The sequence below is a fragment of the Dactylosporangium sp. NPDC049140 genome (assembly GCF_040648435.1).
Genome location: NZ_JBEZDS010000012.1, coordinates 169,351 through 194,082, shown reverse-complemented (window position 1 = coordinate 194,082; position 24,732 = coordinate 169,351). Strand labels below are relative to the sequence as shown.

22 protein-coding genes and 1 riboswitch are annotated in these 24,732 nt (G+C 74.5%); of the genes, 12 read left to right on the top strand and 10 right to left on the bottom strand.

Features of this window, described 5'->3' with window-relative positions:
• The first annotated feature begins 112 nt into the window (after positions 1 to 112).
• On the top strand, positions 113 to 901 hold the full coding sequence (locus AB0B76_RS21840) for a methyltransferase domain-containing protein (protein ID WP_360377901.1): 789 nt from the start codon (positions 113 to 115) through the stop codon (positions 899 to 901).
• 147 nt (positions 902 to 1,048) lie between these two features.
• A complete protein-coding gene (locus AB0B76_RS21835; RefSeq protein ID WP_360377899.1) occupies positions 1,049 to 1,876 on the top strand; it encodes a histidinol-phosphatase HisJ family protein in 828 nt (275 codons plus the stop codon).
• Position 1,877: 1 nt separating this feature from the next.
• Here AB0B76_RS21835 and AB0B76_RS21830 read toward each other — a convergent pair whose 3' ends face one another.
• Positions 1,878 to 2,987: a lytic polysaccharide monooxygenase gene (locus AB0B76_RS21830; RefSeq protein WP_360377897.1), complete on the bottom strand. Its 1,110-nt coding sequence runs from the start codon at positions 2,985 to 2,987 to the stop codon at positions 1,878 to 1,880.
• A 162-nt stretch (positions 2,988 to 3,149) separates the two neighbouring features.
• On the opposite strand from AB0B76_RS21830, the gene AB0B76_RS21825 reads away from it, so the two are divergent.
• The gene (locus AB0B76_RS21825) at positions 3,150 to 4,100 is read left to right on the top strand and encodes a metallophosphoesterase family protein (RefSeq protein WP_360377895.1); all 951 of its coding nucleotides are present in this window, start codon (positions 3,150 to 3,152) and stop codon (positions 4,098 to 4,100) included.
• A gap of 41 nt (positions 4,101 to 4,141) precedes the next feature.
• Positions 4,142 to 5,044: a hypothetical protein gene (locus tag AB0B76_RS21820; RefSeq protein WP_360377893.1), complete on the top strand. Its 903-nt coding sequence runs from the start codon at positions 4,142 to 4,144 to the stop codon at positions 5,042 to 5,044.
• Positions 5,045 to 5,207: 163 nt separating this feature from the next.
• Here AB0B76_RS21820 and AB0B76_RS21815 read toward each other — a convergent pair whose 3' ends face one another.
• Entirely contained in the window at positions 5,208 to 5,795 is a 588-nt protein-coding gene (locus AB0B76_RS21815) for a TetR family transcriptional regulator (protein WP_360377891.1), read from the bottom strand.
• Positions 5,796 to 5,841: 46 nt separating this feature from the next.
• Here AB0B76_RS21815 and AB0B76_RS21810 point away from each other — a divergent pair, with 46 nt between their 5' ends.
• The gene (locus AB0B76_RS21810) at positions 5,842 to 6,603 is read left to right on the top strand and encodes a class I SAM-dependent methyltransferase (RefSeq protein ID WP_360377889.1); all 762 of its coding nucleotides are present in this window, start codon (positions 5,842 to 5,844) and stop codon (positions 6,601 to 6,603) included.
• Here AB0B76_RS21810 and cobN read toward each other — a convergent pair.
• Entirely contained in the window at positions 6,600 to 10,148 is a 3,549-nt protein-coding gene (gene cobN, locus AB0B76_RS21805; RefSeq protein WP_360377887.1) for a cobaltochelatase subunit CobN, read from the bottom strand. The genes AB0B76_RS21810 and cobN overlap by 4 nt on opposite strands.
• 35 nt (positions 10,149 to 10,183) lie before the next feature.
• Positions 10,184 to 10,315, bottom strand: a riboswitch (cobalamin riboswitch).
• 36 nt (positions 10,316 to 10,351) lie between these two features.
• On the opposite strand from cobN, the gene AB0B76_RS21800 reads away from it, so the two are divergent.
• The 3 genes from AB0B76_RS21800 (at position 10,352) to AB0B76_RS21790 (ending at position 13,861) form a co-directional block, all read left to right on the top strand.
• Complete coding sequence (locus tag AB0B76_RS21800) at positions 10,352 to 11,413, top strand: precorrin-3B synthase (protein WP_360377884.1); 1,062 nt, start codon at positions 10,352 to 10,354, stop codon at positions 11,411 to 11,413.
• Positions 11,414 to 11,718: 305 nt separating this feature from the next.
• A complete protein-coding gene (locus AB0B76_RS21795; RefSeq protein WP_360377882.1) occupies positions 11,719 to 12,339 on the top strand; it encodes a precorrin-8X methylmutase in 621 nt (206 codons plus the stop codon).
• 10 nt (positions 12,340 to 12,349) lie between these two features.
• Positions 12,350 to 13,861, top strand: coding sequence for a precorrin-2 C(20)-methyltransferase (locus AB0B76_RS21790; RefSeq protein ID WP_360377879.1), 1,512 nt, complete (start codon positions 12,350 to 12,352; stop codon positions 13,859 to 13,861).
• On the opposite strand, the gene AB0B76_RS21785 is transcribed toward AB0B76_RS21790, so the two are convergent.
• A complete protein-coding gene (locus AB0B76_RS21785) occupies positions 13,776 to 14,921 on the bottom strand; it encodes a hypothetical protein (protein ID WP_360377877.1) in 1,146 nt (381 codons plus the stop codon). The genes AB0B76_RS21790 and AB0B76_RS21785 overlap by 86 nt on opposite strands.
• A gap of 91 nt (positions 14,922 to 15,012) precedes the next feature.
• Here AB0B76_RS21785 and AB0B76_RS21780 point away from each other — a divergent pair, with 91 nt between their 5' ends.
• Entirely contained in the window at positions 15,013 to 15,528 is a 516-nt protein-coding gene (locus tag AB0B76_RS21780; RefSeq protein ID WP_360377875.1) for an Lrp/AsnC family transcriptional regulator, read from the top strand.
• On the opposite strand, the gene AB0B76_RS21775 is transcribed toward AB0B76_RS21780, so the two are convergent.
• From AB0B76_RS21775 to AB0B76_RS21765, 3 genes are read right to left on the bottom strand one after another with little or no spacing between them, the layout of a single operon-like run.
• Positions 15,485 to 16,291 carry an ABC transporter ATP-binding protein gene (locus tag AB0B76_RS21775; RefSeq protein ID WP_360377873.1) on the bottom strand — a complete coding sequence of 269 codons (807 nt, stop codon included), beginning with the start codon at positions 16,289 to 16,291 and terminating at the stop codon, positions 15,485 to 15,487. The genes AB0B76_RS21780 and AB0B76_RS21775 overlap by 44 nt on opposite strands.
• On the bottom strand, positions 16,284 to 17,285 hold the full coding sequence (locus AB0B76_RS21770) for an iron chelate uptake ABC transporter family permease subunit (RefSeq protein WP_360377870.1): 1,002 nt from the start codon (positions 17,283 to 17,285) through the stop codon (positions 16,284 to 16,286). The genes AB0B76_RS21775 and AB0B76_RS21770 overlap by 8 nt, the downstream gene beginning before the upstream one ends.
• A complete protein-coding gene (locus AB0B76_RS21765; RefSeq protein WP_360377868.1) occupies positions 17,282 to 18,256 on the bottom strand; it encodes an iron chelate uptake ABC transporter family permease subunit in 975 nt (324 codons plus the stop codon). Before AB0B76_RS21765 ends, AB0B76_RS21770 begins: the two co-directional genes overlap by 4 nt.
• 72 nt (positions 18,257 to 18,328) lie before the next feature.
• On the opposite strand from AB0B76_RS21765, the gene AB0B76_RS21760 reads away from it, so the two are divergent.
• The gene (locus AB0B76_RS21760; protein WP_360377866.1) at positions 18,329 to 19,336 is read left to right on the top strand and encodes an ABC transporter substrate-binding protein; all 1,008 of its coding nucleotides are present in this window, start codon (positions 18,329 to 18,331) and stop codon (positions 19,334 to 19,336) included.
• Positions 19,333 to 20,088: a siderophore-interacting protein gene (locus AB0B76_RS21755; RefSeq protein ID WP_360377863.1), complete on the top strand. Its 756-nt coding sequence runs from the start codon at positions 19,333 to 19,335 to the stop codon at positions 20,086 to 20,088. The genes AB0B76_RS21760 and AB0B76_RS21755 overlap by 4 nt, the downstream gene beginning before the upstream one ends.
• A gap of 13 nt (positions 20,089 to 20,101) precedes the next feature.
• Here the strand turns inward: AB0B76_RS21755 and AB0B76_RS21750 are convergent, their stop codons facing one another.
• Positions 20,102 to 20,323 carry a prevent-host-death protein gene (locus tag AB0B76_RS21750; RefSeq protein ID WP_360377860.1) on the bottom strand — a complete coding sequence of 74 codons (222 nt, stop codon included), beginning with the start codon at positions 20,321 to 20,323 and terminating at the stop codon, positions 20,102 to 20,104.
• Positions 20,324 to 20,390: 67 nt separating this feature from the next.
• Entirely contained in the window at positions 20,391 to 20,765 is a 375-nt protein-coding gene (locus AB0B76_RS21745; RefSeq protein ID WP_360377857.1) for a hypothetical protein, read from the bottom strand.
• A 167-nt stretch (positions 20,766 to 20,932) separates the two neighbouring features.
• On the opposite strand from AB0B76_RS21745, the gene ileS reads away from it, so the two are divergent.
• Positions 20,933 to 24,022, top strand: coding sequence for an isoleucine--tRNA ligase (gene ileS / locus AB0B76_RS21740; protein WP_360377855.1), 3,090 nt, complete (start codon positions 20,933 to 20,935; stop codon positions 24,020 to 24,022).
• Here the strand turns inward: ileS and AB0B76_RS21735 are convergent.
• Positions 24,008 to 24,718 carry a cobalt-precorrin-6A reductase gene (locus AB0B76_RS21735; RefSeq protein WP_360377852.1) on the bottom strand — a complete coding sequence of 237 codons (711 nt, stop codon included), beginning with the start codon at positions 24,716 to 24,718 and terminating at the stop codon, positions 24,008 to 24,010. The genes ileS and AB0B76_RS21735 overlap by 15 nt on opposite strands.
• Between the last annotated feature and the right edge of the window lie 14 nt (positions 24,719 to 24,732).

Genomic DNA, 24,732 nt, shown 5'->3' with positions numbered 1-24,732 from the left:
CGGGCCCGCCAGGCCCGTCCCGGACTCCCACCGGACCGATCCGGTCATCCCGCAGATCATATATTGGGAAGATGGTTCCGAATTATGGGAAGCAAATACTAACCTCTGGGACATGCCTTCCAACGTGTACACCCACGGGCACCACGAGTCGGTGCTGCGCTCCCACCGCTGGCGCACCGCCGAGAACTCCGCCGCCTACCTGCTGCCGGTCCTCCTCGACAAGATGTACGTGCTCGACGTGGGCGCCGGTCCGGCCACCATCACGCGGGACCTCGCCGGGCGCGTCGCGCGGGTCACCGCGCTGGAGGTCACCGAGGAGGCCGTCGCGGTGGCCCGGGAGGGGCTCGCCGGGGTGGACAACGCCGAGGTGGTGCTGGGCGACGTGCACGCGCTGCCGTTCCCCGACGACACGTTCTGCGTGGTGCACGCCCACCAGGTGCTGCAGCACGTGGCCGACCCCGTACTGGCGCTGCGCGAGATGCGCCGCGTGTGCAAGCCCGGCGGCTATGTGGCCGTGCGCGACAGCGACTACAAGGCGTTCGCGTGGTACCCGCAGCTGCCCGAGCTCGACGACTGGATGGCCCTGTACCAGCGGATGGCCCGCGCCAACGGCGGCGAGCCCGACGCCGGGCGGCGGCTGCTGGCCTGGGCCCGCGAGGCCGGGTTCGCCGACGTGACCGCCACGTCGAGCACCTGGTGCTTCGCCGACGACCAGGACCGCTCGTGGTGGGGCGGCATGTGGGCCGACCGCGTCCGGCAGTCGGCGATGGCCCGGCAGGCACTGGCGGCGGGGGTACCGCAGGAGGAGCTCGACCGGCTCTCCGCGGGCTGGCGGCAGTGGGCCGGCGACCCGGACGGCTGGCTGTCGGTGCTGCACGGCGAGATCCTGGCCCGCCCGTAAGCTGGGCACGTGAGCGGTCCGGAGCGAAACGGCGCCCGGTCTGGGTCGATCTCCGCGAAGCGACATCGAGCCAGACTGGGCGGAGGGGCCGCTCACCATGGGCACAGTTCTGTAGCGCCGGCACCGGAGCGAAGCGGAGGTGACGGCGTGAGCCTGCCCGCCGATCTGCATACCCACTCCGAGTTCTCCTGGGACACCCGGACCGGCGACATGGAGGGCTCGTGCGCGCGGGCGGTGGAGCTCGGGCTGCCCGCCATCGCGTTCACCGAGCACACCGACTTCGTGTCGTGGACGGTCGAGGCGGACCGGGTGCCCGAGCGGTGGACCCCGCACATGGCCGACGCCACGCACCTGGCGCCGCCGCCCCTGGACGTCGACGGGTACCTCGCGGCGATCGACCGGTGCCGTGCGAAGTACCCCGAGCTGCGCATCATCACCGGCGTCGAGCTCGGCGAGCCGCACTGGTTCGCCGGGCCGGCCGCCGCGCTGCTCGCCCGCGCGCCGTTCGAGCGGGTGATCGGCTCGCTGCACTCGGTACGCGTGGACGGGCTGGACCGGCTCGTCGAGGACGAGTACGCGACCCGGCCCGTCCGCGAGGTGCTGCGCGACTACTTCGCCGAGACCGTGCGGATGCTTGAGGCGTTCGGCGACTTCTCGACGCTGACGCACCTGGACTACCCGGTGCGGTACGTGCCCGCCGGATACGTGTTCCGCATCGAGGACCACGAGGACGAGGTGCGGCAGGTGCTCAAGACCCTCGCCGGGCAGTCCCGCGCCCTGGAGGTCAACACCCGCCGCACCCTGGAGCCGACCCTGCTGCGCTGGTGGCGCGAGGCCGGCGGCGCCGCCGTGAGCTTCGGCAGCGACGCGCACCGGCCCGACGCGGTGGCGGCCGGGTTCGCCGGCGCCGCCGCCCTCGCGGAGGCGTCAGGCTTCCGTCCCGGCCGTCACCCGTACGACCACTGGATCCGCTGACCTACTGCGCGGAGCAGGTAAGCGCCGGCGCGTTGTTCGTGCCGTTCCAGGTACCGTTGAACCCGAAGCTCGTGCTCTGCCCCGCGCTCAGCCGGCCGTTGTAGCCGGCGTTCACCGCGGTGACCGTGGAGCCGCTCGATGTCAGCGTCGCGTTCCAGTAGCTGCTCACGGTCTGGCCGTTGGCGAAGGTCATCTTCACCGTCCAGGAGCTGATCCCCGCCGAGCCGGCGGTGACCGTCACGTTGGCCCCGAAGCCGCCGGCCCACTCCGACGTCTTCGCGTACGACGCCGAGCAGCCGCCCGGCCCCGGCGAGCCCGGGTTGGACGGCGAGGTGCTCGCCGACCGCGACGGCGACGAGCTCACCGACCGCGACGGCGACGCGCTGGCCGACGGCGACCGGGACGCGGACGCCGACGGCGTCGGCGAGCCCGTGCTCCCGCCCTGGCCGGTGAAGATCACGTCGCTGCACAGGTAGTACGACTGGTCCAGGTGACTGGCCTGCCAGATGGTGTAGATGACGTGCCGGCCGGTGCGGGTGCCGGCGTCGACCTCGGCCTGGTACTGCGGGGCGGGCGCATACCGGGCGGTGCGCTGGAGGAGCTCCAGGCTGTTCCAGGTCAGCGGCTGCGTGGCCGGGTCGAAGCCCTGCTTGGTGATGTAGATGAGCAGGTAGTCCGCGCCGTGCTGGGCCTGGTCGGTAAGCGTGAGCGTGAACTTGTTCGGCTTCGTGGCGGCGATCCACGGCCCGACCGTGTCCAGGGAGGCGTAGAAGCCGTTCTGGGTACGGCCGCCGCTGCACAGCTGCCCGTCGGGGATCGCGGCCTGGTGGTTGCCGGCGACGCCCTCGCGGTAGAGGCCGTTCCAGTTCCACATCGTGTTGGGGTTGGCCTGCCAGGCCTGGGCGCACATCGGGTCGGTGTCGGCCATGTGCGGGTTCTGGAAGTCGGAGCCCCAGCGGGCCCAGCAGCCGTAGTTGCGGGACGGCGGGTCGGTGAGCGATCCGTGCGCGGCGGCCGGCTGGGGCCGTTCGAGCGCGATCAGGCCCAGGGCGGCGGTGACCACGACGAGGGCCCCGACCGCGATACGCCGGGCGGTCGATGAAAGTTGCATCGGTACTCCTCGGGGGTGCGCAGCCGCCGACGCGCATCCGAGCGCGGCGGCGACGCGGCTGACATACGGACAGTCGATGTCAACGCGCGCGGCTCCCGCCGGGCAGGGTAGCCGGTTAAAAGTAGAATGTGAATATCTCGACGGGACGGTACCGTCGCGCGGATGGGGCGCACGATCGTCGTCGGAGACATTCACGGCTGTCATGACGAGCTGGTCTCGCTGCTGTCGCTGGCCGGCCTGCGCGACGACGACCTGCTCGTGAGCGTGGGCGACCTCGTGGACCGCGGCCCCTCCCCCGGCGCCGTCGTGGAGCTGTTCCGGCGGCGGCCGAACTCCGTCGCGGTGATGGGCAACCACGAGCGCAAGCACGTGCGGGGGATCTACTCGTACGCCCAGGAGATCACCCGCCTGCAGCTCGGCCCCGCGTACGGGTCCGCGGTCGCCTGGATGGCGTCGCTGCCGTACTGGTTCGAAAACGCCCACGTCCGCGTGGTCCACGCGGCGCTCGTCCCGGGCGAACCGCTCGGCTCCCAGCCCGAGGAGCTGCTGTGCGGCACGACGGCCGGCGCCCGGCTGCTCGGTGACGTGCACTGGCACGAGCGGTACACCGGTCCGAAGCCGGTCGCGTTCGGCCACCACGTGACCGGGCGGGAGCCCCTGCTGCGGGACGGCCTCGTCTTCGGCCTCGACACCGGCGCGTGCCACGGCTGGAACCTGACCGCGGCGTCCTTCCCGGACGGGACGATCTACAGCGTTCCCGCGCGCGACGACTACTGGGCCCGGGCGAAGGCCGAGTGGCAGGAGCCGGTGCTGCGCTCCCGGGAGTGGCTCGACCTGCCGTGGGACCGGCTGGCGGCGGAGGCGGCCCGGTTCGCACACGTGCCCTGGACCGCGTCGCTGCTGGCGTGGTCGGCGTCGTTGCAGGCGCTGGTCCCGGTGCTGAGCGAGGCGGCGCGGGCGGCGGCGGCGACCCTGTCCCGGGCCGAGATGCGGGCCCACCCGGCGGCGCCGGCGCTGTTCCAGGGCTCGGCGGAGCGCATCTGCCGCACACCGCGGCGGACCCTCGACCTGGCGGCGGCCCTGGGCGTGCCGACCCCGCCGTCGCCGCTCTGAAGCTTGACCTTGTCGCGGGGTGAAGCCGCAGTGTGGGGCGCATGGTTCCCTACATCGGCTCCGGCCCGTACTGCTACGCCAACTCCCTCGCCATGGTGCTCGGCCCCGGGGCGCCGGCACCGGCCGTGATCGAGGTGCTCACCGGCTCGCCGTTCGGCTTCTGCCTGCTCAGTGGCCGGCTGCCGCTCTTCGACCCGTACGGCTGGGACCCCGACCTCGGCCTCGACGACGCCATCGGGCGCCTGGGCTGGACCTGCTCGCGCCGCGGCGCCGACGGCCCGGCCGCGGCGCTCGAGCTGCTGCACACGGCGCTGGAGGCCGGGCCCGCGCTCGCCGGGCCGATGGAGATGGGTCTCTTCCGGCACCAGCCCGGCATGACCGCCCCGATCGAGGCGGACCACTTCGTCGCGGTGCTGGCGGCCGACGACGAGCGGGTGCGCTTCCACGACCCGCACGGGCACCCCTTCGCGACGCTGCCCACCGGTGCGTTCCTCGCGGCTTGGAAGGGCGAGACGATCGCGTACCGCAGCACGGAGTACACCATCCGCTTCGGCTTCTCGCGCGACCGCGAGGTCTCCCCCGAGGTCGCGCTGCGGGAGGCCCGGCCGGCGTTCGCGGCGTGGCTGCGCGGCCGGGCGGACCTGGCTCCGCCGCCGGGGACCGTGGGCGGCGCCGAGGCCGTGCACCGGCTGGCCGACCGCGTGGCCGCGGGGCTGCCGGACGATGTGCTCGGGTTCCTGACGTGGTTCGCCGTGCGCGTGGGCGCCCGCCGGCTGGCCGACGCGGCGGCGTTGCACACCGACGAGGCCGCCGAAATCCTGGAAAATCAGGCGATGCTGGTCGGTGAGCTGCAGTACGCCCTCGTCAACGACGACCGCGCCGGCGCGGAGCGGACCCTGCGTGCGCTCGCACCCACGTACGAGCGGCTGGCCGGCGCGCTGTGACGACGGTGATCGTGCGCGCTTGCCTGCGGGACGGCCACGGCGGCAGCCCGACGACTGTCGTGGCCGACGAGGACACCCCCGCGTCGAGGCCGGCGGAGCCTGCCGGGCCTGGCCGGCCGGCGCGGACGACTGCCGCATTGCGGTAGGCGCCGGCCGCACGTAGTCAGCCGGCGGCGAGGTCGAGCACGCCGCACACCGCTCGCTCCACCGCCGCACGCGTCGGGGGCGGGCCCGTCCGGTCGGCGAAGAGCAGGTGCGCGGAGCCGATCAGCATCCCGGCCAGGCCCTGGACGTCCGGGCCCGGCGCGACGCGGCCCCGGTCGCGCTCCGCCTCCAGGTAGTCGGCGAGCATGCGGGCCGCCTCGGTCAGCACCGGCACGCCGGCCGGCCAGGTCTCGCGCAGCCGGGCCCGCAGCTCGTCGCGGAACGTCACCAGCGCCACGATCGCCACCGCGACCGAGCCGAACACGGCCACCAGCGCGTCGGTGACGTTGCCGGCCACGGTCCCGGTGCCCGCCGCCGAGCGCAGGGCCAGGGCCTGCGGGGCCATGCGGTCCACCCGGTCGAGCACGAACGACGCCAGGAAGTCGTCGAAGTCCGCGAAGTGCTTGTGCAGCACGCCCTTCGCCACCCCGGCCTCCGTCGTGACGGCGCGGCTCGTCAGGCCGCTCGGGCCGTCGCGCAGCAGAACCCGGTCCGCGGCCTCGAAGAGCTGCTCGCGGACGTCACGGATGGCGACCCCGGTCGGCATGCCGAACTCCCTTGCTAAGTGGGCGCTTGCCCATTAGCGTGGGCACATGCCCACTCTACCGCACGAGCAGCGAGCGGTCGCGGAGTCCTTCGGCGCCGACGCCGAGCGCTACGACCGGGCCCGCCCCGGCTACCCCGACGCCCTCATCGAGCGCATCGTCGCGCAGAGTCCCGGAACATCCGTGCTCGACGTCGGCTGCGGCACCGGCATCGTCGCCCGGCAGCTGCGGGCGGCCGGGCGCACCGTGCTCGGCGTCGACCCCGACGAGCGCATGGCCGAGGTCGCGCGCCGCCAGGGCCTCGAGGTCGAGGTCGCGAAGATCGAGGAGTGGGACCCGGCCGGGCGCGTCTTCGACGCCGTCGTCGCCGGGCAGACGTGGCACTGGGTCGAGCCCGGCGCGGGCGCGGCCGCCGTGGCGCGGGCGCTGCGGCCGGGCGGGCTCGTCGCCCTGTTCTGGAACGGCGTCGAGCCGCCGCCGGAGGTCGCCGAGGCCACCGCGGAGGCCCTGCGGGGCCACGTGCCGCTGCCGCCGCGGTTCTCGTTCGGCGGCGAGGCCTACCGCCCGCTCGCCGACCGGGCCGCCGACGGCCTGCGCGCCACGAACGCGTTCACCGACCCGGAGCCGTGGACGTTGCCGTGGGAGCGCGAGTACACCCGCGCGGACTGGCTCGAGCAGCTGTCGACGTCCGGCTTCGTCAACCGGCTGCCGCCCGCGACGCTGAGCGCGGTGCTCGCCGGCATCCGGACCCCGGACGCGTTCGTCGTGCGCTACAGCACCGTCGTCGCCGCGGCGCACCGGCGGCCCTAGGCGTCGTCCTCGAGGTCGCCCTCCGTCTGGAGGTACACCTCGCGCAGTCCGTCCAAAGTAGACGGCTCGGGGTGCTCCCACAGGCCCCGCTCGGCCGCCTCCAGCAGGCGCTCGGTGATGCCGTGCAGCGCCCACGGGTTCGACTCGGTCAGGAACTTCTGGTTGTCCGGGTCGAACACGTAGGACTCGGCCAGCTTCTCGTACATCCAGTCCGCCACGACCCCGGCGGTGGCGTCGAAGCCGAACAGGTAGTCGACCGTGGCCGCGAGCTCGAACGCCCCCTTGTACCCGTGCCGGCGCATCGCGGCGAGCCAGCGCGGGTTGACCACCCGGGCCCGGAAGACCCGCGCGGTCTCCTCGCTGAGCGTCCGGGTCCGCACGGCGTCCGGGTTCGTGCTGTCGCCGACGTACGCCGCGGGGGCCCGCCCGGTCAGTGCACGCACGGTCGCCACCATGCCGCCGTGGTACTGGAAGTAGTCGTCGGAGTCGGCGATGTCGTGCTCGCGCGTGTCGGTGTTCTTGACCGCCACGCTGATCCGCTTGTAGGCGCCCTCCATGTCGGTCCGCGCCGCGATCCCGTCGACGCCGCGGCCGTACGCGTAGCCGCCCCAGACCGCGTAGACCTCGGCGAGGTCGCGGTCGTCGCGCCAGTTCCGGCTGTCGATGAGCGGCAGGATGCCGGCCCCGTAGGCGCCGGGCTTGGAGCCGAAGACGCGCAGGGTCGCCCGCCGCTCGTCGCCGTGCTCGGCGACGTCGGCCGCGACGTGCGCCCGGACGAAGTTCACGTCGACCGGCTCGTCGGCCGCGGCGGCCAGCTGGACGGCGTCGTCCAGCAGCGCCACCACGTGCGGGAAGGCGTCGCGGAAGAAGCCGGAGATGCGCATGGTCACGTCGATGCGCGGCCGGTCCAGCTCGGCCGGGTCGATGAGCTCGAGCCGGGTGACCCGGCGCGACGCCTCGTCCCACACCGGACGGACGCCGAGCAGGGCGAGCGCCTCGGCGATGTCGTCGCCGGCGGTGCGCATGGCGCTGGTGCCCCACATCGACAGCCCGACCGAGCGGGGCCAGTCGCCGTGGTCGGCGCGGTACCGCGCGAGCAGCGAGTCGGCCATGGCCTGCCCCGTCTCCCAGGCGAGCCGCGAGGGGACGGCCTTGGGGTCCACGGAGTAGAAGTTGCGGCCGGTCGGCAGCACGTTGATGAGCCCGCGCAGCGGCGAGCCGCTGGGCCCGGCGGGCACGTAGCCGCCGTCGAGCGCGTGCAGCACCATGGTGAGCTCGTCGGTGGTGCGCTCCAGGCGCGGCACGATCTCCTCGGCCGCGAAGCGCAGAACTCGTACAACTTCCGGATTATCGGAAATATCCGAAAAATCGGCTGAGGACCAGTTTCGTCCCTCCATGGCGGCGACCAGCGCCCGCGCCCGCGCCTCGACGTCGTCGACGGCCGCCCGGTCCACAGTGGACTCGTCGTGGCCGAGCGCCTCGCGCAGCCCGGGCAGCGCGGCGACCTGGCCGCCCCACATCTGCCGGGCCCGGAGCATGGCCAGGACGAGGTCGACGCGGGCCTCGCCGGACGGCGCCTGGCCCAGAATGTGCAGCCCGTCGCGGATCTGCACGTCCTTGACCTCGCACAGCCAGCCGTCGACGTGCAGCAGGAAGTCGTCGAACTCGGCGTCGTGCGGCCGGTCGTCCAGGCCCAGGTCGTGGTCGAGCTTGGCCGCCTGGATCAGGGTCCAGATCTGGGCCCGGATCGCCGGCAGCTTGGCCGGGTCGAGCGCGGCGATCGTGGCGTGCTCGTCGAGCAGCTGCTCCAGGCGGGCGATGTCGCCGTACGAGTCGGCGCGGGCCATCGGCGGCACCAGGTGGTCCACGAGCGTGGCGTGCGCGCGGCGCTTGGCCTGGGTGCCCTCGCCCGGGTCGTTGACGAGGAACGGGTAGATGAGCGGCAGGTTGCCCAGGGCCGCGTCCGCGCCGCAGCCGGCCGACATCCCGACCGTCTTGCCCGGCAGCCACTCGAGGTTGCCGTGCTTGCCGACGTGCACGACCGCGTGGGCGCCGAACTCGTCGGCCAGCCACCGGTACGCGGCCAGGTAGTGGTGCGAGGGCGGCAGGTCGGGGTCGTGGTAGATGGCGACCGGGTTCTCGCCGAAGCCGCGCGGCGGCTGCACCATCACCACCACGTTGCCCCGCCGCAGCGCCGCGAGCACGATGGCGCCGTCGGACGGGTCGACGAACAGCTCGCCGGGCGCCGGGCCCCAGTGCCGCTCCATCCCGGCCCGGAGGCCCTCGTCCAGGCCGTTGAAGAACGAGACATAGGCCGAAGCCGGAATGCGGACCGGGTTGCCCTGTAGCTGCTCCTCGGTGAGCCAGTTGACGTCCTGCCCACCGGCCGCGATGAGCTCGTGGATGAGCGCGTCACCGTCGGACGGGAAGCCCTCCCCGAGGTCGTACCCGCGCTCCTGCAGCGCCGCCAGCAGCCGCACCACGCTGGCGGGCGTGTCGAGGCCGACGGCGTTGCCGATCCGGGAGTGCTTCGTCGGGTACGCGCTCAGCATCACGACGATCCGCTTGTCCGCGTTGGCCAGGCGCCGCAACCGCGCGTGGGCCGCGGCGATCCCGGCCACGCGCCCCGCCCGCTCCGGGTCGGCGACGTAGACGGTCAGGCCGTCCTCGTCGACCTCCTTGAACGAGAACGGGACCGTGATGAGCCGCCCGTCGAACTCCGGGATGGCGACCTGGGTCGCGGTGTCCAGCGGCGACAGCCCGTCGTCATTGCCGTCCCACGTCTCGCGGCTGCTGGTCAGGCACAGCCCCTGCAGGATCGGCACGTCGAGCGCGGCGAGCGCGCCGACGTCCCAGGCCTCGTCCTCGCCGCCGGCCTGCGCGTCGGCCGGGCGGGTGCCGCCGGCCGCGAGCACGGTCACGACGAGCGCGTCGGCCCGGCGCAGGGTGTCGAGCAGCTCGGGCGGGGCGGTGCGCAGCGACGCGGCGAAGACCGGCAGCGGGCGGGCGCCCTCGGCCTCCAGCGCGGTGCACAGGCCCTCGACGAACGCGGTGTTGCCGGCCACGTGGTGGGCCCGGTAGTAGATGACGGCCACGGTCGGCCCGTCGACCGGCGCGGCCGTGCGCTCCAGCACGCCCCACACGGGCGTCTCGACCGGGGCGGCGAAGCCGTGGCCGGTGAGCAGGACCGTGTCGGAGAGGAAGCGGTGCAGCTCGGCGAGGTTGGCCGGGCCGCCGAAGGCCAGGTAGGCGTGGGCCTGCGCGGCGAGGCCGGCCGGCACCGTGGAGTGGCTCATGAGCTCGGCGTCGGGGGCCTGCTCGCCGCCGAGGATCACCACCGGGAGCCCGGTGGCGAGCAGCGTGTCGAGGCCGTCCTGCCAGTCGCGGTACGCCCCCAGGAACCGCACCACGATCAGCTCGGCGCCCGCGGCCAGCCCGGGCAGGTCGTCCACGGTGGTCCGCGACGGGTTGGCCAGGCGCCAGCCGGCGCCGCTGGCCCGCGCGCTGAGCAGGTCGGTGTCGGACGTCGACAGCAGCAGGATCACGCCGGTCCTCCCTCGGGGTCCGCGCCCCAAGACGGTGGGTTGGGTCCGGCGACGGAAAGTATCCTGGCTCCCGGATCGTCTCCGGTCACAGTGGCGGGACCGTCCCGGACTCGCACCGGGTTCCTCCCACATCGCCGTTGTACAGCGCCGCCAACTCTTCAGGACGAGCCTGGGCGCCGTCAAGCGCAGGTAGTATCCGCCCCGTGCAGGCTCCCAGCGGACGCGACGCCCCCGACCGGTGCCCCGGCGCCGTGCAGGTCCACGCGGCCGCCGACGGCGGGCTGGCGCGCGTCCGGCTGCCCGGCGGGCGGATCACCGGGGCCCAGCTCGCGGTCCTGGGCGCCGCCGCGGCCGAGCTCGGGGACCCCGCCCTGGAGCTCACCTCCCGCGGGAACGTGCAGGTCAGGGCGCTGCGGCCGGGCGCCGAGCACGAGCTGGCGGCCCGCCTGACCGACGCCGGCCTGCTGCCCTCGGCCACCCACGAGCGGGTCCGCAACATCGTCGCCAGCCCGCTGGGCGCCGCGGTCCGCCCGCTGGTCGCCGAGCTCGACGCGCTGCTGTGCGCCTCGCCCGCCCTCGCGGCGCTGCCGGGCCGGTTCCTGGCCACGATCGATGACGGCCGCGGCGACGTGACGCCGCTGCTCGGCGACGTGGGCCGACACGGTTCCCGGTTGGTTCTGGCGGGTGTACCCACTGAGCTTCACGGCGGCCCCGAGCTGCTCGTACGCGCCGCGGAGGCCTTCCTGGCCGAGCGGGCCGCGCAGGGCGCCAACGCGTGGCGGCTCGCCGAGCTGGCCGACGGCCCGGCCCGGGTCGCCGCGCGGCTCGGCACCGGACTCGCGACCGTCCGGCTCGCGCGCTCGGACGCGCCCGAGCCCGGGATCCACGGCTCGTCCGCGGTGCTCGTCGTGCCGCTCGGGCTGCTCACCGCGGCCCAGTCGGCGACGCTCGCGGCCGCGGCGGAAGAGATCATCGTCACGCCGTGGCGGACCGTCGTGGTCCCGGCTCCGGCGATGTCCGACGCTGTGGCGTCCGGACTCGTCGCCGACCCCGCCTCGCCGTGGGCCGGGGTGACCGCGTGCGCCGGCCGGCCGGGCTGCGCCAAGGCGCTCGCCGACGTCCGCGCGGACGCCCGGGCCGCGGTGGCCGCGGGCACGCACGAGCCGGCGCACTGGGTCGGATGCGAGCGCCGGTGCGGCGCGCCGAAGGGAAGGCACGTGGAGATGCTGGCGACGGGCGCGGGCTACCGCCGGAGCGTGACGTGAGCGGTCCGGAGCGGAGCGGAGGGGCCGCTCACCATGGGCTCAGTGTTGTCGCGCCGTCGCCGGAGCCTGCGGAGGTGACGGCGTGAGCGGTCCGGAGCGGAGCGGAGGGGCCGCTCACCATGGGCTCAGTGTTGTCGCGCCGTCGCCGGAGCCTGCGGAGGTGGCGGCGTGAGCGGTCCGGAGCGAAGCGGCGCCCGGTCTGGGTCGATCTCCGCGAAGCGACATCGAGCCAGACTGGGCGTTGGGGCCGCTCACCATGGGCACAGCTTTGTCGCGCCGGCGCCGGAGCCTGCGGAGGTGACGGCGTGAGCGGGTACATCCGCGACGGGGCCGAGATCTACCGGCGCTCGTTCGCCACCATCCGGGCCGAGGCCGACCTGTCCGGGCTGCCGGACGACGTGGCCCGGGTCACGGTCCGCATGATCCACGCCTGCGGCATGGTCGACCTGCCCGCCGACGTCGGCTACTCCCCCGGCGTCGTCGCGGCCGCGCGCGCCGCCCTGCGGTCGGGCGCGCCGATCCTCTGCGACGCCGAGATGGTCGCGTCGGGGGTGACCCGCGCGCGGCTGCCCCGGGACAACGAGGTCGTGTGCACGCTGCGCGATCCGGCGGTACCGCCGCTGGCTCTAGAATTGGCCAACACGCGCAGCGCGGCCGCGCTCGAGCTTTGGCGGGGCCGCATCGACGGCGCCGTGGTGGCCGTCGGCAACGCCCCCACCGCCCTGTTCCGGCTGCTGGAGCTGGTCGCCGAGGGGGCCGGCACACCCGCCGCGGTGATCGGCATCCCGGTCGGGTTCATCGGCGCCGCCGAGTCGAAGGCGGCGCTGGCCGCGTCCGGCCTCGAGCACCTGGTGGTGCACGGCCGCCGGGGCGGCAGCGCGATGACGGCCGCCGCCGTCAACGCGATCGCGAGCGAATCGGAATGAGTGGCGCAGCATGAGCGAGGACAGTGGACGGCTGTACGGCGTAGGTCTCGGGCCCGGGGACCCCGAGCTGATGACGGTGAAGGCGGCCCGGCTGATCGCCGCGGCGCCCGTCGTCGCCTACCACAGCGCCCGCCACGGCCGCAGCATCGCCCGCGCGATCGCCGCGCCGTACCTGCGCCCGGAGCAGATCGAGGAGGCCCTCGTCTACCCGGTGACGACCGAGGACACGCCCGACTACCGGGGCGTCATCGAGGAGCACTACGACGCGTGGGCGGCGCGGCTGGCCGCACACCTCGACGCGGGCCGGGACGTGGCCGTGCTCTGCGAGGGCGACCCGCTGTTCTACGGCTCCTACATGCACATGCACAAGCGACTGCGGCAGCGCTACCCCACCGAGGTCGTCCCGGGCGTGACGTCCGTGGCCGCCGCCGCGGCGGTGCTCGGCCGCCCGCTCGTCGAGCGCGACGAGGTGCTCACCGTGCTGCCCGGCACCCTGCCCGAGGAGGTGCTCGCCGAGCGCCTCGCCGCCACCGACTCGGCGGCGGTGCTGAAGCTGGGCCGCACGTTCGGCAAGGTGCGGGACGCGCTCGAGCGGGCGGGCCGGCTCGACGACGCCTGGTACGTCGAGCGCGCCACCACCGCCGGCGAGCGCGCCGCCCCGCTGGCCGAGGTCGACGCGGGCTCGGTGCCGTACTTCTCCATCGCCCTGCTGCCCTCCCGCGTGCACGACGAGACCGCCGCGGCCCTGGCCGAGCGGCCCGCGCCGGCACCCCTGGGCGAGGTGGTCGTCGTCGGCCTCGGCCCGGGCGGGCGCGACTGGCTCACGCCCGAGGCCCAGGCCGCGCTCGCCGCCGCCGACGACCTCGTGGGCTACGGCCCCTACCTGGCCCGCGTCCCCGGCAACCCGCGCCAGCGCCGGCACGCCTCCGACAACCGCGTCGAGGCCGAGCGCGCCGAGTTCGCGCTGGCCCTGGCCAAGGAGGGCCGCCGCGTCGCGGTCGTCTCCTCCGGCGACCCGGGCGTGTTCGCGATGGCCGCCGCGGTGCTGGAGGTCGCGGCCGAGCCGCGCTGGAAGGACGTGCCGGTCCGCGTCCTGCCGGGCCTGACCGCGGCCCAGGCCGTGGCGAGCCGCGCGGGCGCCCCGCTGGGCCACGACTTCTGCGTGCTGTCGCTGTCGGACCGCCTCAAGCCGTGGGACGTCATCGCGTCCCGCCTCGAGGCCGCGGCGCGCGCGGACCTCGTCATCGCCGTCTACAACCCCGGCTCGAAGTCCCGCACCTGGCAGGTCGAGGCGGCGAAGGCCCTCCTGCTGGCCCACCGCGCGGCCGACACCCCGGTGGTGATCGGCCGCGACGTGGGGGGTCCGGAGGAGTCGGTGCGGGTGGTGCGCCTGGCCGAGCTGGACCCGTCCGAGGTGGACATGCGCACGCTGCTCATCATCGGCTCGTCCCAGACGCGAGTCCGCGACCGCGAGGACGGCGGCCCTCCGGTGGTGTGGACCCCGCGCCGCTACCCCGCCTGACGCCGCTCATCAGCGCGACGACGGCGAAGGCGGCCGCCAGCGCGGCCCCGGTCCAGGCCAGGGCCGGGTAGCCGGCGCTCGCGGCGAGGGGTCCGGACAGCCCGCCACCGGTCATCGCGGCCGCCCCCATGCCGACCTCGCCCCAGCCCTCGAGCCGGGGACGCGCGGGCCCCGGCACACCGTCGACGAGCAGGGTGCTGCCCGCGACGAGGCAGAGGTTCCAGCCCGCGCCGAGCAGGAACAGCCCCGCGACGAGCGCCCCGGCGCCGACCCCCACGCAGGCCAGGACCAGCACGCCGGCCCCGAGCAGCGCGGTGCGGGCGGCCCCGCCCGCGGCCACCAGGCGCGTGGACACGACCGACGGGGCGAACATGCCGGCGATGTGGGCGCTGACCACCAGGCCGATCATGGTGCGGGACGCGCCCGCGTGCGCCAGGTGCACCGGCGCGAACGTCATCACCCCGACCATGACGAGGTTCGCGCAGGTGAGGATCGCGAGCCCGGCCCGGCTCGGCGGCCCGGCCGGCGCCGGCGGCCGCGCGGTCGCGGTCACGGGCGCCGCCGCCCGCCCCCGCACCGGCAGGTAGCAGGCGGCGGCGAGGACGAAGCCGGCCGCGGCCACGAAGTACGGGTCGGCGAACCCGAGCAGCAGCGGCCCGGCGACCGCGCCCGCGGCCGTCGCGGTGAGCACGGCGGTCATCGTGCCCGCGAGCTCGGCCGCCGCGTACCGGGTCAGGGTCACCGCCGTGTTCCCGGCCCCGGACAGCAGCGTGCCGGCGAGCACGAGCGGCAGGCTGCCGAGGTGCCCCGCGACGATCACGACCGCGCAGCCACCGGCCGCCGTCAGGGCGCCGGCCGCGAGCGCCCGGGGCCGGCCGGCGCGCCGGGTGAGCGCGGACAGGGCGAGCGCGGCGAGGGCCGCCCCGGCGACGAGCGCGGCCTGCGGCAGGCCGGCCGCCGCGGGTCCGCCGCCGACGCGCTCGGCGAGCAGGGCACCGGCGGCGCCGGCGAGGGACTGCGCGAAGCCGCCGATCGCGGCGGCCATCCACAACCAGGTCATGCCACTAAACCGTAGGCAGATCGGGACCGTTGGCCCATGGCCGGCGCCGGCCGGTACCCGCGAAAGACCTTGCGCTCGTACCGTGATCGGCATGGCCACTTCACGATCGTTCGAACCGGACGCGGTCGACTGGCGCCTGCTCGCCGAACTGCAGGCCGACGCGCGGCTGTCGTTCAACGAGCTGTCCCGGCGGGTGCACCTGTCGCCGCCCGCCGTGGCCGAGCGCGTGCGGCGGATGCGGGAGGCGGGCGTCATCGCGGGCTACCGCGCGACGGTGGACCCGGCCGCGGTCGGGCAGGAGGTCCGGGCGTTCGTCCAGCTGCGCTGCCGCCCGGGCGCGTGCCTGCTGCGCACGACGGCCGAGGCGGACTACCCGGAGGTGGCCGCGATCCACCGCCTCTCCGGGGAGTACTGCACCCTGCTGGAGCTGCGGGCCCGGGACCTGACCCACTTCGAGGGCGTGGTCGAGCGGATCGGCACGCACGGCGAGCTCCGCACGCACGTGGTGCTCTCGACGCAGTACGAGGGCCGCCCGGTCGGTCCGCTCGACACCCCGCGCCCGGTCACCCCGTCGGCCGGGTGGAGCCCGCGCGGCGACGGGGAATGACGAGCGCGGTGCCGGTCTCCGGGTCGGGGATCACGCGGCAGGGCAGCGCGAAGACCTCCTCGATCAGCGCCTCCGTGACCACCTCGGCCGGCGGGCCCTCGGCCCGGATGCGGCCGTCGCGCATGGCCACGAGGTGGGTGGCGTAGCGGGCGGCGAGGTTCAGGTCGTGCAGCACGGAGACCAGGGTGCGGCCGTGCTCGCGGTGCAGCCGCGCGCACAGCTCGAGGATGTCGATCTGGTGGGCGATGTCGAGGTACGTGGTCGGCTCGTCCAGCAACAGCAGCGGCGTCTCCTGGGCCAGGACCATCGCGATCCAGACGCGCTGGCGCTGGCCGCCCGAGAGCTCGTCGACGAACGCGGTGGCCAGCGGGGTGACCGCGGTCGCGTCGAGGGCCCACCGCACGGCCGCCTCGTCGGCGGCGCTCCAGGTGCTCAGCGGGCCGCGGTGCGGGTAGCGGCCGCGGGAGACCAGGTCGGCGACGGTGATGCCGTCGGGGGCGATCGCGGTCTGGGCGAGTAGGCCGAGGGTGCGGGCGACCTCGCGGGCCGGGCGGGTGGCGATGTCGCGGCCGTCGAGCAGGACGGTGCCGGCCTTGGGGCGCAGTACCCGGGCCAGGGCGCGCAGCAGCGTCGACTTCCCGCACGCGTTGGGGCCGACGATCACGGTGAAGGAGCCGTCCGGGATGTCGATGGAGAGGCCATCGGCGACCGTGCGGCCGTCGTAGCCGAGGGTCAGGCCGGTGCCGCGCAGGCGGTCAGACACGGGCTCTCCTTGCGGTGCGGGCCAGCAGCAGGATCAGGTACCCGCCGCCGAGCAGGCCGGTGACGACGCCGACCGGGAGCTGGCGGCCGGGGAAGAGGCGCTGGGCCAGCACGTCGGCCCCGGTGAGCAGGGCGGCCCCCAGGAACAGCGACGGCAGCAGGTTCGGGCCCGACGCCCCGGTGAGGCGGCGGGCCAGCTGCGGGGCGGTGAGCGCGACGAACAGCACCGGCCCGGCGGCGGCCGACGCCGCGGCGGCGAGCAGCACCGCCCCGGCCAGCGCGGTCAGGCGCACGAAGCCGACGCCGACGCCGAGGGCGCGGGCCGGGTCGTCGCCGAGCTCGAGGTTGGCCAGGGCCGGGCCGAGGGCGGCGACGACCGGGGCGAGCAGCACGACCGCCCCGCCGGCGACGGCGGCGTGGCCCCAGCCGCGGCCGTCGAGGCTGCCGGTCAGCCAGAGCACGGCGCGGGCCGCGTCGACGATGTCGGCCCGGATGAGCAGGTAGCTGTTGACGCCGGTGAGGATGCCGGCCACGCCGATGCCGACGAGGATCAGCCGGTGCCCGTGCCCGCCGCCGCGCCAGGCCAGCAGGTAGATGGCGGCGCCGGTGGCGATCGCGCTCAGCACGGAGCCGGCGGCCACGGCGGTGGTACCGCCGCCGAAAACCACGACCGCGAGCAGGCCGCCGGTGGCCGATCCCTGGGTGAAGCCGAGCACGTCGGGGCTGCCGAGCGGGTTGCGCACGAGGGACTGGAACAGCGCGCCGGCCAGGGCGAGCGCGCCCCCGGCGGCGAGGGCGGTCACGACCCGGGGCAGGCGCAGGTCCCGCACGATGAACTCGTCGGCCGGCGAGCCCCGGCCGAACAGCGTGCGTACGACGCCGGCGAGGCTCATCGGGTAGTCGCCGCTGCCGATCGCGACCAGCGCGACGACGATCGCGACGGCGGCCAGGGCGGCGCTGACCCCGACGACCCGGATGCGCCCGCGCCGGCTCACGTGGTCCGCCGCCGGCGCACGATGGCCAGGAAGAAGCCGCCGCCGACGACCGCGGTGACCACGCCGACCTGCAGCTCGCCGGGGCGGGCGACCACGCGGCCGAGGACGTCGGAGGCGAGCAGCAGGGCCGGAGCCAGGATCGCGCTGAACAGCAGCAGGAGGCGCACGTCCGCGCCGGTGAACGGGCGGACCAGGTGCGGCACCATGAGGCCGAGGAACACGATCGGGCCGCAGGCCGCGGTCGCCGCCCCGCACAGCAGCACGATCGACACGGCGGCGAGGACGCGGATGCGGCCCGGGTGGGCGCCGAGCGCGCGGGCCGGGTCGTCGCCGAGGGCCAGGGCGTTGAGCGGGCGGGCCAGCAGCGCGGCGACGACGGCGCCGGCGAGCACGAACGGGGCGATCAGCGCCGCGGTGCCGGGGCGGGCCGCGGCGAGCGAGCCGGCGGTCCAGAACCGCATCCGGTCCAGGGAGGCGGTGTCCAGCAGCTGGACCGCGGCGACGTAGGCGTACAGGGCGGCGCTGACCGCGGTACCGCTGAGGGCCAGGCTGCCCGGGGACGAGCCGCGCCCTCCGGCCACGGCATGGACCAGCACGGACACCAGGGCCGCCCCGCCGAAGGCGAACCAGACGTAGCCCGAGAGGTCCGTCACGCCGAGGAACGCGATGGCGCTCACCACCGCCGCCGACGCGCCGGCGTTGACCCCGAGCAGGCCGGGGTCGGCGAGCGGGTTGCGGGTCAGCGCCTGCATGAGCGCGCCGGCCAGGCCGAGCGCGAGGCCGACGAGCAGGCCCAGGACGGTGCGCGGGAGCCGCAGGTCGCGCACGACGGTGGCGCCGGCCGAGCCCGCGTCGGTCAGGCCGTGCCACACCTCGGCCGGGCTGAGGGCCCGGGCGCCGATGGCGAGGCTGGCCGCCAGGACCACGACGAGGACGCCGACCGCCCCGGCGAGGCGTGCGAATGGGTGCAAAAGGTACCGCCTTGACACGATCAACTTAGGTGAGGCTACCCTAAGCACCGATCGAGAGAGAGGCAACCCACCATGTCCTTCAACGTGTCCCGCCGCGGCCTGCTGGCCGGCGTTCTCGGCCTCGGCGCGCTCGCCGCCTGCGGGGACGACAAGTCCGGCGCCGGCCCGGCGGCGAGCGGCGGCGGTCCGTTCGCCTTCACCGACGACCGCGGCACCAACGTGAGCCTCGGGGCCGCGCCGAAGAAGGTCGTCGCCTACGTCGGCACCGCCGCCGCCCTGCACGACTTCGGCGTGACGTCGGCGATCGCCGGCACCTTCGGCCCGATCAAGACGGCCGACGGCGGCAAGGACGCCCTGGCCGGCGAGCTCGACCCGGCCAGGGTCGAGTCGCTCGGCAACGCCTGGGGCGAGTTCAACATCGAGAAGTACGCGGCGCTGCGCCCGGAGCTGCTCGTCACGAACATGTACGAGCCGAACCAGCTCTGGTACGTGCCGGAGGACAGCAGGGACAAGATCCTCGCGCTCGCCCCGAGCGTCGGCATCACGGTGTCGCGCACCTCGCTGCCGAAGGTCATCCAGCGGTACGCCGACCTCGCCCAGGCCCTCGGCGCCGACCTCGCGGCCAGGCCGGTCGCCGACGCCAAGGCCCGCTTCGACGCCGCCGCGGACGCGGTGAAGGCGGCGGTCAAGGCCAACGGGGGCCTCAAGGTGCTGGCCGCCTCGGCGAGCCCGGACCTGCTCTACGTCTCGGACCCGAAGGTGTACGCCGACCTGAGCTACTACCAGGAGCTCGGTGTCGAGGTCATCGCGCCCGGGGCCGTCACCGGCGGGTACTTCGAGAACCTGAGCTGGGAGAACGCGGACAAGTACAAGGCCGATGTGATCCTGCTGGACAGTCGCGCCCAGGCCCTGCAGCCCAAGGACCTCACCGCCAAGCCGACGTGGGCCGGCCTCGCCGCGGTCAAGGCGGGCCAGGTCGTGCCGTGGCAGAGCGAGCCGCGTTTCAGCCACGCCGGGTGCGCGGGCGCGCTGGAGACCCTGGCCAAGGCGCTGACGGGGGCGAAGAAGGTCGCGTCGTGACCTACGACTTCTTCGACGTGCACGTCGTCGCGCACACGGCGCTGACCCCCTCGGCGGTGCGCGTCACCTTCGCCGGCGACGCGCTCGAGCGCTTCGCCAGCGGCGGGCGCGACCAGCGGTTCAAGCTGTTCTTCCCGGCCCCGGGCCAGTCCGCCGCGATCGTGCCGCGCGACGACGACTGGTACCCGCAGTGGCGCCGCCTCGACCCGGCGACCCGCGGCATCATGCGCACCTACACGGTCGCGGCGGCCCGGGACGGCGAGTTCGACGTCGACTTCGCCCTGCACCCGGGCGGCGGCCCGGCGATCCGCTGGGCCACGGACGTGAGCGTCGGGGACCGCCTGCTCGTGCTGGGCCCGACGGTCCCGGACAACGGCGGCGTGGACTTCCAGCCGCCGCCCGGCACCGAGTGGGTCCTGCTCGCGGGCGACGAGACGGCGGTGCCGGCCCTGGACGCGATCCGCTCCTTCGTCGGCGCCGACCTGCCGGTGCACGCGTTCATCGCCGCCGCACCGTCGCGCTGCACGGCGGGCGTGCACTGCCCGTCGGGCCTGGTGGCGCCCGTACGGTCGGCCGAGCTCCCGCCGGGGGTGCCGTACGCCTTCATCGCGGGCGAGTCGGGCGAGGTGCGGGCCCTGCGCCGCCACCTCGTCCAGGAGCGGGGCTTCGACAAGCGCCGGGTGACCTTCACCGGCTACTGGCGCCGCGGCGCGACGGAGGACGACCTGATCGAGGAGTCCGCGGCCGCGTAGGCGGGCAGGACGGTCATTCACCCAACCCGAAGTCGGCGGCGACTTCGGCGTTCGTCGGGGGCGAGTCCCAGTGACCCGGAAGATCCAGCTGTCCGGCGAGCGAACCGATGGCACTCCGGTCGGCGCGGCGGACCACGGGAAGGATTCCCGCGACCGGCGTCCCGGCGCGATCGATGATGCGCGGCCGCTGACTCCGGGCGTCAGGCATGTCGTAGTGCGCGGCCTCGCCGGGCATCGGCGGCTCCGGGTTCGGTTGCGAGGGCCCGGCCGGGTTCGTCGCCCGGCCGGGGTCGGTCGAAAGGTCAGCGGTCCGCCACGCCGAGGCCGGCCGAGCCGGACTCGTCCTCGCCGCCCAGGTTGCCCAGGCGGCTGTGCAGGTCGTCGATGTCGCCGCCGGTGAAGGAGGGCTGCTCGCCCTCGTCGTAGCCGGCGCTGTACTCCATGTGCTGGCCGTGCTCGAGCGCGGTCGTCTCCGCCTGGGCGTGGTCGTGCTCGAACACGCCGAACTGGTTGCTGAAGTTGTTCTCCGCGCCGTGGTCCTCGTGCAGCTGGTCGGCCGCGCTGTGCTCCTGGCCCGCCTCGAAGTGGCCGAAGCCGGCGTCCTGGCCGCCGAAGTCGGGCTGCTCGTCGCCCGTGAAGCCGGGGTCGAGCTGGCCGCCGTCGTCGTAGTCGCTCATGTGGTTTCCGTCCTCGGAATGTCGCCGCTGTCGTTGGCTGAACAATATGCGCCCGGCCAGGGGCCGCGTATCCCCAAACCGCGCCACCCCCGCTCGGCCTATACTCGGCGCCGCGTACTCGGCGCCCGCGTCGAAGGGGCGAGTAGCGACGACTGAGGGGTAGCGAGATGTATCGTCCGGTTCCGGCCCAGGTCGACCTGTCCGAGCTGGATCATCAGGTGCTCGCGCTCTGGAAGGAGCGCGACGTCTTCGGGCGCAGCCTCGCGCAGTCCGAAGACCGGCCCGAATGGGTGTTCTACGAGGGCCCGCCGACCGCCAACGGCATGCCCGGCGCCCACCACATCGAGGCGCGCGTGTTCAAGGACGTCTTCCCGCGGTACAAGACCATGAAGGGTTTCCACGTCGCGCGCAAGGCGGGGTGGGACTGCCACGGCCTGCCCGTGGAGCTCGCCGTCGAGAAGGAGCTCGGATTCGCCGGCAAGCAGGACATCGAGGCCTACGGCGTCGCCGAGTTCAACGCCAAGTGCCGCGAGTCGGTCACCCGGCACACCGACGCGTTCGGGCGGCTCACCGAGCGCATGGGCTACTGGGTCGACATGGACCGGGCGTACCGGACCATGGACCCGCAGTACATCGAGTCGGTGTGGTGGTCGCTCAAGCAGATCTTCGACAAGGGGCTGCTCACCGAGGACTTCCGGGTCTCGCCGTGGTGCCCGCGGGACCAGACCGGCCTGTCCGACCACGAGCTGGCGCAGGGCTACGAGACGGTCACGGACCCGTCGGTGTTCGTGCGGTTCCCGCTGACGTCCGGCCCGAAGGACGCGTCCCTGCTCGTGTGGACGACCACGCCGTGGACGCTCGTGTCCAACACGGCGGTGGCGGTACACCCGGATGTCACCTATGTCGTGGCCACCGACGGCACGGAGCGCCTGGTCGTCGCCGAGCCGCTCGTCGGCAAGGCGCTCGGCGAGCGGTTCACCACCACCGGGGAGTCGTTCACCGGCAAGGAGATGGAGCGCTGGACGTACCGCCGGCCGTTCGACCTCGTGCCGATGGAGGGCGCGCACTTCGTGGTCCTCGGCACGTACGTCACCACCGAGGACGGCACCGGCCTCGTGCACCAGGCGCCGGCGTTCGGCGCCGACGACTACGCCACCTGCAAGGCGTACGACCTGCCGATGGTGAACCCGATCCGCCCCGACGGCCGGTTCGAGGCCGAGCTGGACCTGGTCGGCGGCGTCTTCTTCAAGGACGCGGACGCCACCCTGGTCGAGGAGCTGACGAGGACCGGAAGACTCTTCCGGCACGCCGGCTACGAGCACTCGTACCCGCACTGCTGGCGCTGCCACACGCCGCTGCTGTACTACGCGCAGCCGTCCTGGTACATCCGCACCACGCAGATCAAGGACGCGCTGCTGCGGGAGAACGAGCAGACGAACTGGCACCCGGAGTCGATCAAGCACGGACGGTACGGCGACTGGCTGACGAACAACGTCGACTGGGCCCTGTCGCGCAGCCGCTACTGGGGCACCCCGCTGCCGATCTGGCGCTGCGATGAGGGGCACCTCACCTGCGTCGGGTCCCTCGAAGAGCTCGGCGAACGGGCCGGCCGCGACCTGTCCGGCCTCGACCCGCACCGGCCCTACATCGACGAGGTCACCCTGCCCTGCGCCTGCGGCGCGACCGCGCGGCGCGTGCCGGAGGTCATCGACGCCTGGTACGACTCCGGCGCCATGCCGTTCGCACAGTACGGCTACCCGCACCGGAACACCGCGCTCTTCGAGCGCAGCTACCCGGCCGACTTCATCTCCGAGGCGATCGACCAGACCCGCGGCTGGTTCTACACCCTCATGGCGGTCGGCACGCTGGTGTTCGACCGGTCCAGCTACCGCAACGTCGTCTGCCTCGGCCACATCCAGGCCGAGGACGGCCGCAAGATGTCCAAGCACCTCGGCAACATCCTGGAGCCGATGGCGCTGCTGGAGCAGCACGGGGCCGACGCGGTGCGCTGGTTCATGGCCGCCGTCGGCTCGCCATGGTCGGCGCGTCGGGTCGGGCCGACGCTCATCCAGGAGGTCGTGCGGAAGGTCCTGCTGACGTACTGGAACACCGTGGCGTTCCAGAGCCTCTACGCGCGCACCGCGGGCTGGACGCCGGAGCAGACCGTGCCGGTCGCCGAGCGGCCGGTGCTGGACCGCTGGGTCGTCTCCGAGCTCCACCAGCTCGTCGGCGCGGTCGACGCGGCGATGGCCGCCTTCGACACCCAGAAGGCCGGGCGGCTGCTCGCGGCGTTCGTCGACGACCTGTCGAACTGGTACGTGCGGCGGGCCCGGCGCCGGTTCTGGCGCGGCGACCCGGCCGCCCTGGCCACCCTGCACGAGGCGGTCACCACCGTCACGCTGCTCATGGCCCCGATCACCCCGTTCGTGACCGAACGGGTCTGGCAGGACCTCGTCGTGTCCACGACGCCCGGCGCGGCGGAGTCGGTACACCTGGCCGCCTACCCGGTCGCCGACCCGGCCCTGGTCGATCCCGGCCTGTCGGAGCAGATGGCGCTCGTGCGGCGCCTGGTCGAGCTCGGCCGGGCCGCCCGCGCGGACGCGGCGGTCAAGACCCGCCAGCCCCTCACCCGGGTCCTGGTCTCGGTGCCGGGCCTCGACGCGCCGCTGCTCGAGCTGCTCGCCGAGGAGCTCAACGTGCAGGCCGTCGAGTCGCTGACCGGCTCGCTGGTGAACACGTCGGCCAAGGCCAACTTCCGCAGCCTCGGCAAGCGGTACGGCAAGCGCGTCCAGGAGATCGCGGCCGCCGTCGCCGCCACCGACGCCGCGGCGCTGAGCGCCGCGCTGCGCGAGACGGGCACGGCCACCCTCGACGTCGGCGGGGAGCCGGTGACGCTCGAGCGCGACGACGTGTTCCTCACCGAGACGCCGCGCGAGGGCTGGGCGGTGGCCAGCGATGCCGGCGCGACCGTGGCGCTCGACCTGCACATCACGCCCGAGCTGCGCCGCGCCGGCATCGCCCGCGAGGTGATCCGGCAGGTGCAGGAGTCACGGAAGGCGACCGGCCTGGAGGTGGCGGACCGCATCGAGCTGCGCTACGTGACGGACGACCCGGAGACCGCGCAGGCCCTCGGCGAGCACGCCGCGGCGATCGCCGACGAGGTGCTGGCGACGGCCTTCGGCACCGGCCTCGAACCGTGGCCGGGCGCCGTGGAGCACGAGGCGGCCGGGCTGCGGTTCTGGCTACGGAAGCAGTAGCCGGCGCACCTCGTCCACTGTGGACAGCACGGGAACGCCCGGGGTGACCGGTGGGCGGTCGACGACCACCACCGGGATCCCCAGGGCCTGTGCGGCGTCGAGCTTCGCGGCCGTCAGGGCGCCGCCGCTGTCCTTGGTGACCAGGACGTCGATGCGGTGCTCGCGCAGGAGCGCTGTCTCACCGTCCACAGTGAACGGTCCACGGTCGAGCCGGACCTCTACGTTGGACGGAACGTCCTCGGGCGGGTCGACGCACCGCAGGAGCAGGAACATCGCGAGACCGCGGAAGTACGGCAGGCTCTGCCGCCCGGTGGTGAGGAAGGCCCGCTCCCCCAGCGACGGCACCAGTGCGGCGGCCTCCCGCAGCGACGCGACCCGGTGCCCGCCGAACGCGTAGCCCGGCCGGCGGAGCACCAGCAGACGCGTCCCGGCCGAGGCGCAGGCGGATGCGGCATTGGCGGAGATCTGCGCGGCGAAGGGGTGCGTCGCGTCCACCACCACGTCGACGCGCTCGGCGCGGAGGTAGGCCGTGAGCCCGTCGGGGCCGCCGAAGCCGCCGATGCGGACCTCTCCCGCCGGCAGCACCGGGTCGGCGACGCGGCCGGCGAGGGAGGAGATCACGCGGTACCCCGGCAGCGGCACCGAGGCCAGCCGGCGGGCCTCCCCGGTGCCGCCCAGGATCAGGACGGTCGGCACCGGGGAAGCTTAGC

Coding starts and splice junctions, on each gene's coding strand:
- AB0B76_RS21840 (WP_360377901.1), top strand. CDS start 113: ATGCCTTCCAACGTGTACACCCACGGGCACCACGAGTCGGTGCTGCGC.
- AB0B76_RS21830 (WP_360377897.1), bottom strand. CDS start 2,987: ATGCAACTTTCATCGACCGCCCGGCGTATCGCGGTCGGGGCCCTCGTC.
- AB0B76_RS21825 (WP_360377895.1), top strand. CDS start 3,150: ATGGGGCGCACGATCGTCGTCGGAGACATTCACGGCTGTCATGACGAG.
- AB0B76_RS21820 (WP_360377893.1), top strand. CDS start 4,142: ATGGTTCCCTACATCGGCTCCGGCCCGTACTGCTACGCCAACTCCCTC.
- AB0B76_RS21815 (WP_360377891.1), bottom strand. CDS start 5,795: ATGCCGACCGGGGTCGCCATCCGTGACGTCCGCGAGCAGCTCTTCGAG.
- AB0B76_RS21810 (WP_360377889.1), top strand. CDS start 5,842: ATGCCCACTCTACCGCACGAGCAGCGAGCGGTCGCGGAGTCCTTCGGC.
- AB0B76_RS21790 (WP_360377879.1), top strand. CDS start 12,350: ATGAGCGAGGACAGTGGACGGCTGTACGGCGTAGGTCTCGGGCCCGGG.
- AB0B76_RS21785 (WP_360377877.1), bottom strand. CDS start 14,921: ATGACCTGGTTGTGGATGGCCGCCGCGATCGGCGGCTTCGCGCAGTCC.
- AB0B76_RS21780 (WP_360377875.1), top strand. CDS start 15,013: ATGGCCACTTCACGATCGTTCGAACCGGACGCGGTCGACTGGCGCCTG.
- AB0B76_RS21760 (WP_360377866.1), top strand. CDS start 18,329: ATGTCCTTCAACGTGTCCCGCCGCGGCCTGCTGGCCGGCGTTCTCGGC.
- AB0B76_RS21750 (WP_360377860.1), bottom strand. CDS start 20,323: ATGCCCGGCGAGGCCGCGCACTACGACATGCCTGACGCCCGGAGTCAG.
- AB0B76_RS21745 (WP_360377857.1), bottom strand. CDS start 20,765: ATGAGCGACTACGACGACGGCGGCCAGCTCGACCCCGGCTTCACGGGC.
- ileS (WP_360377855.1), top strand. CDS start 20,933: ATGTATCGTCCGGTTCCGGCCCAGGTCGACCTGTCCGAGCTGGATCAT.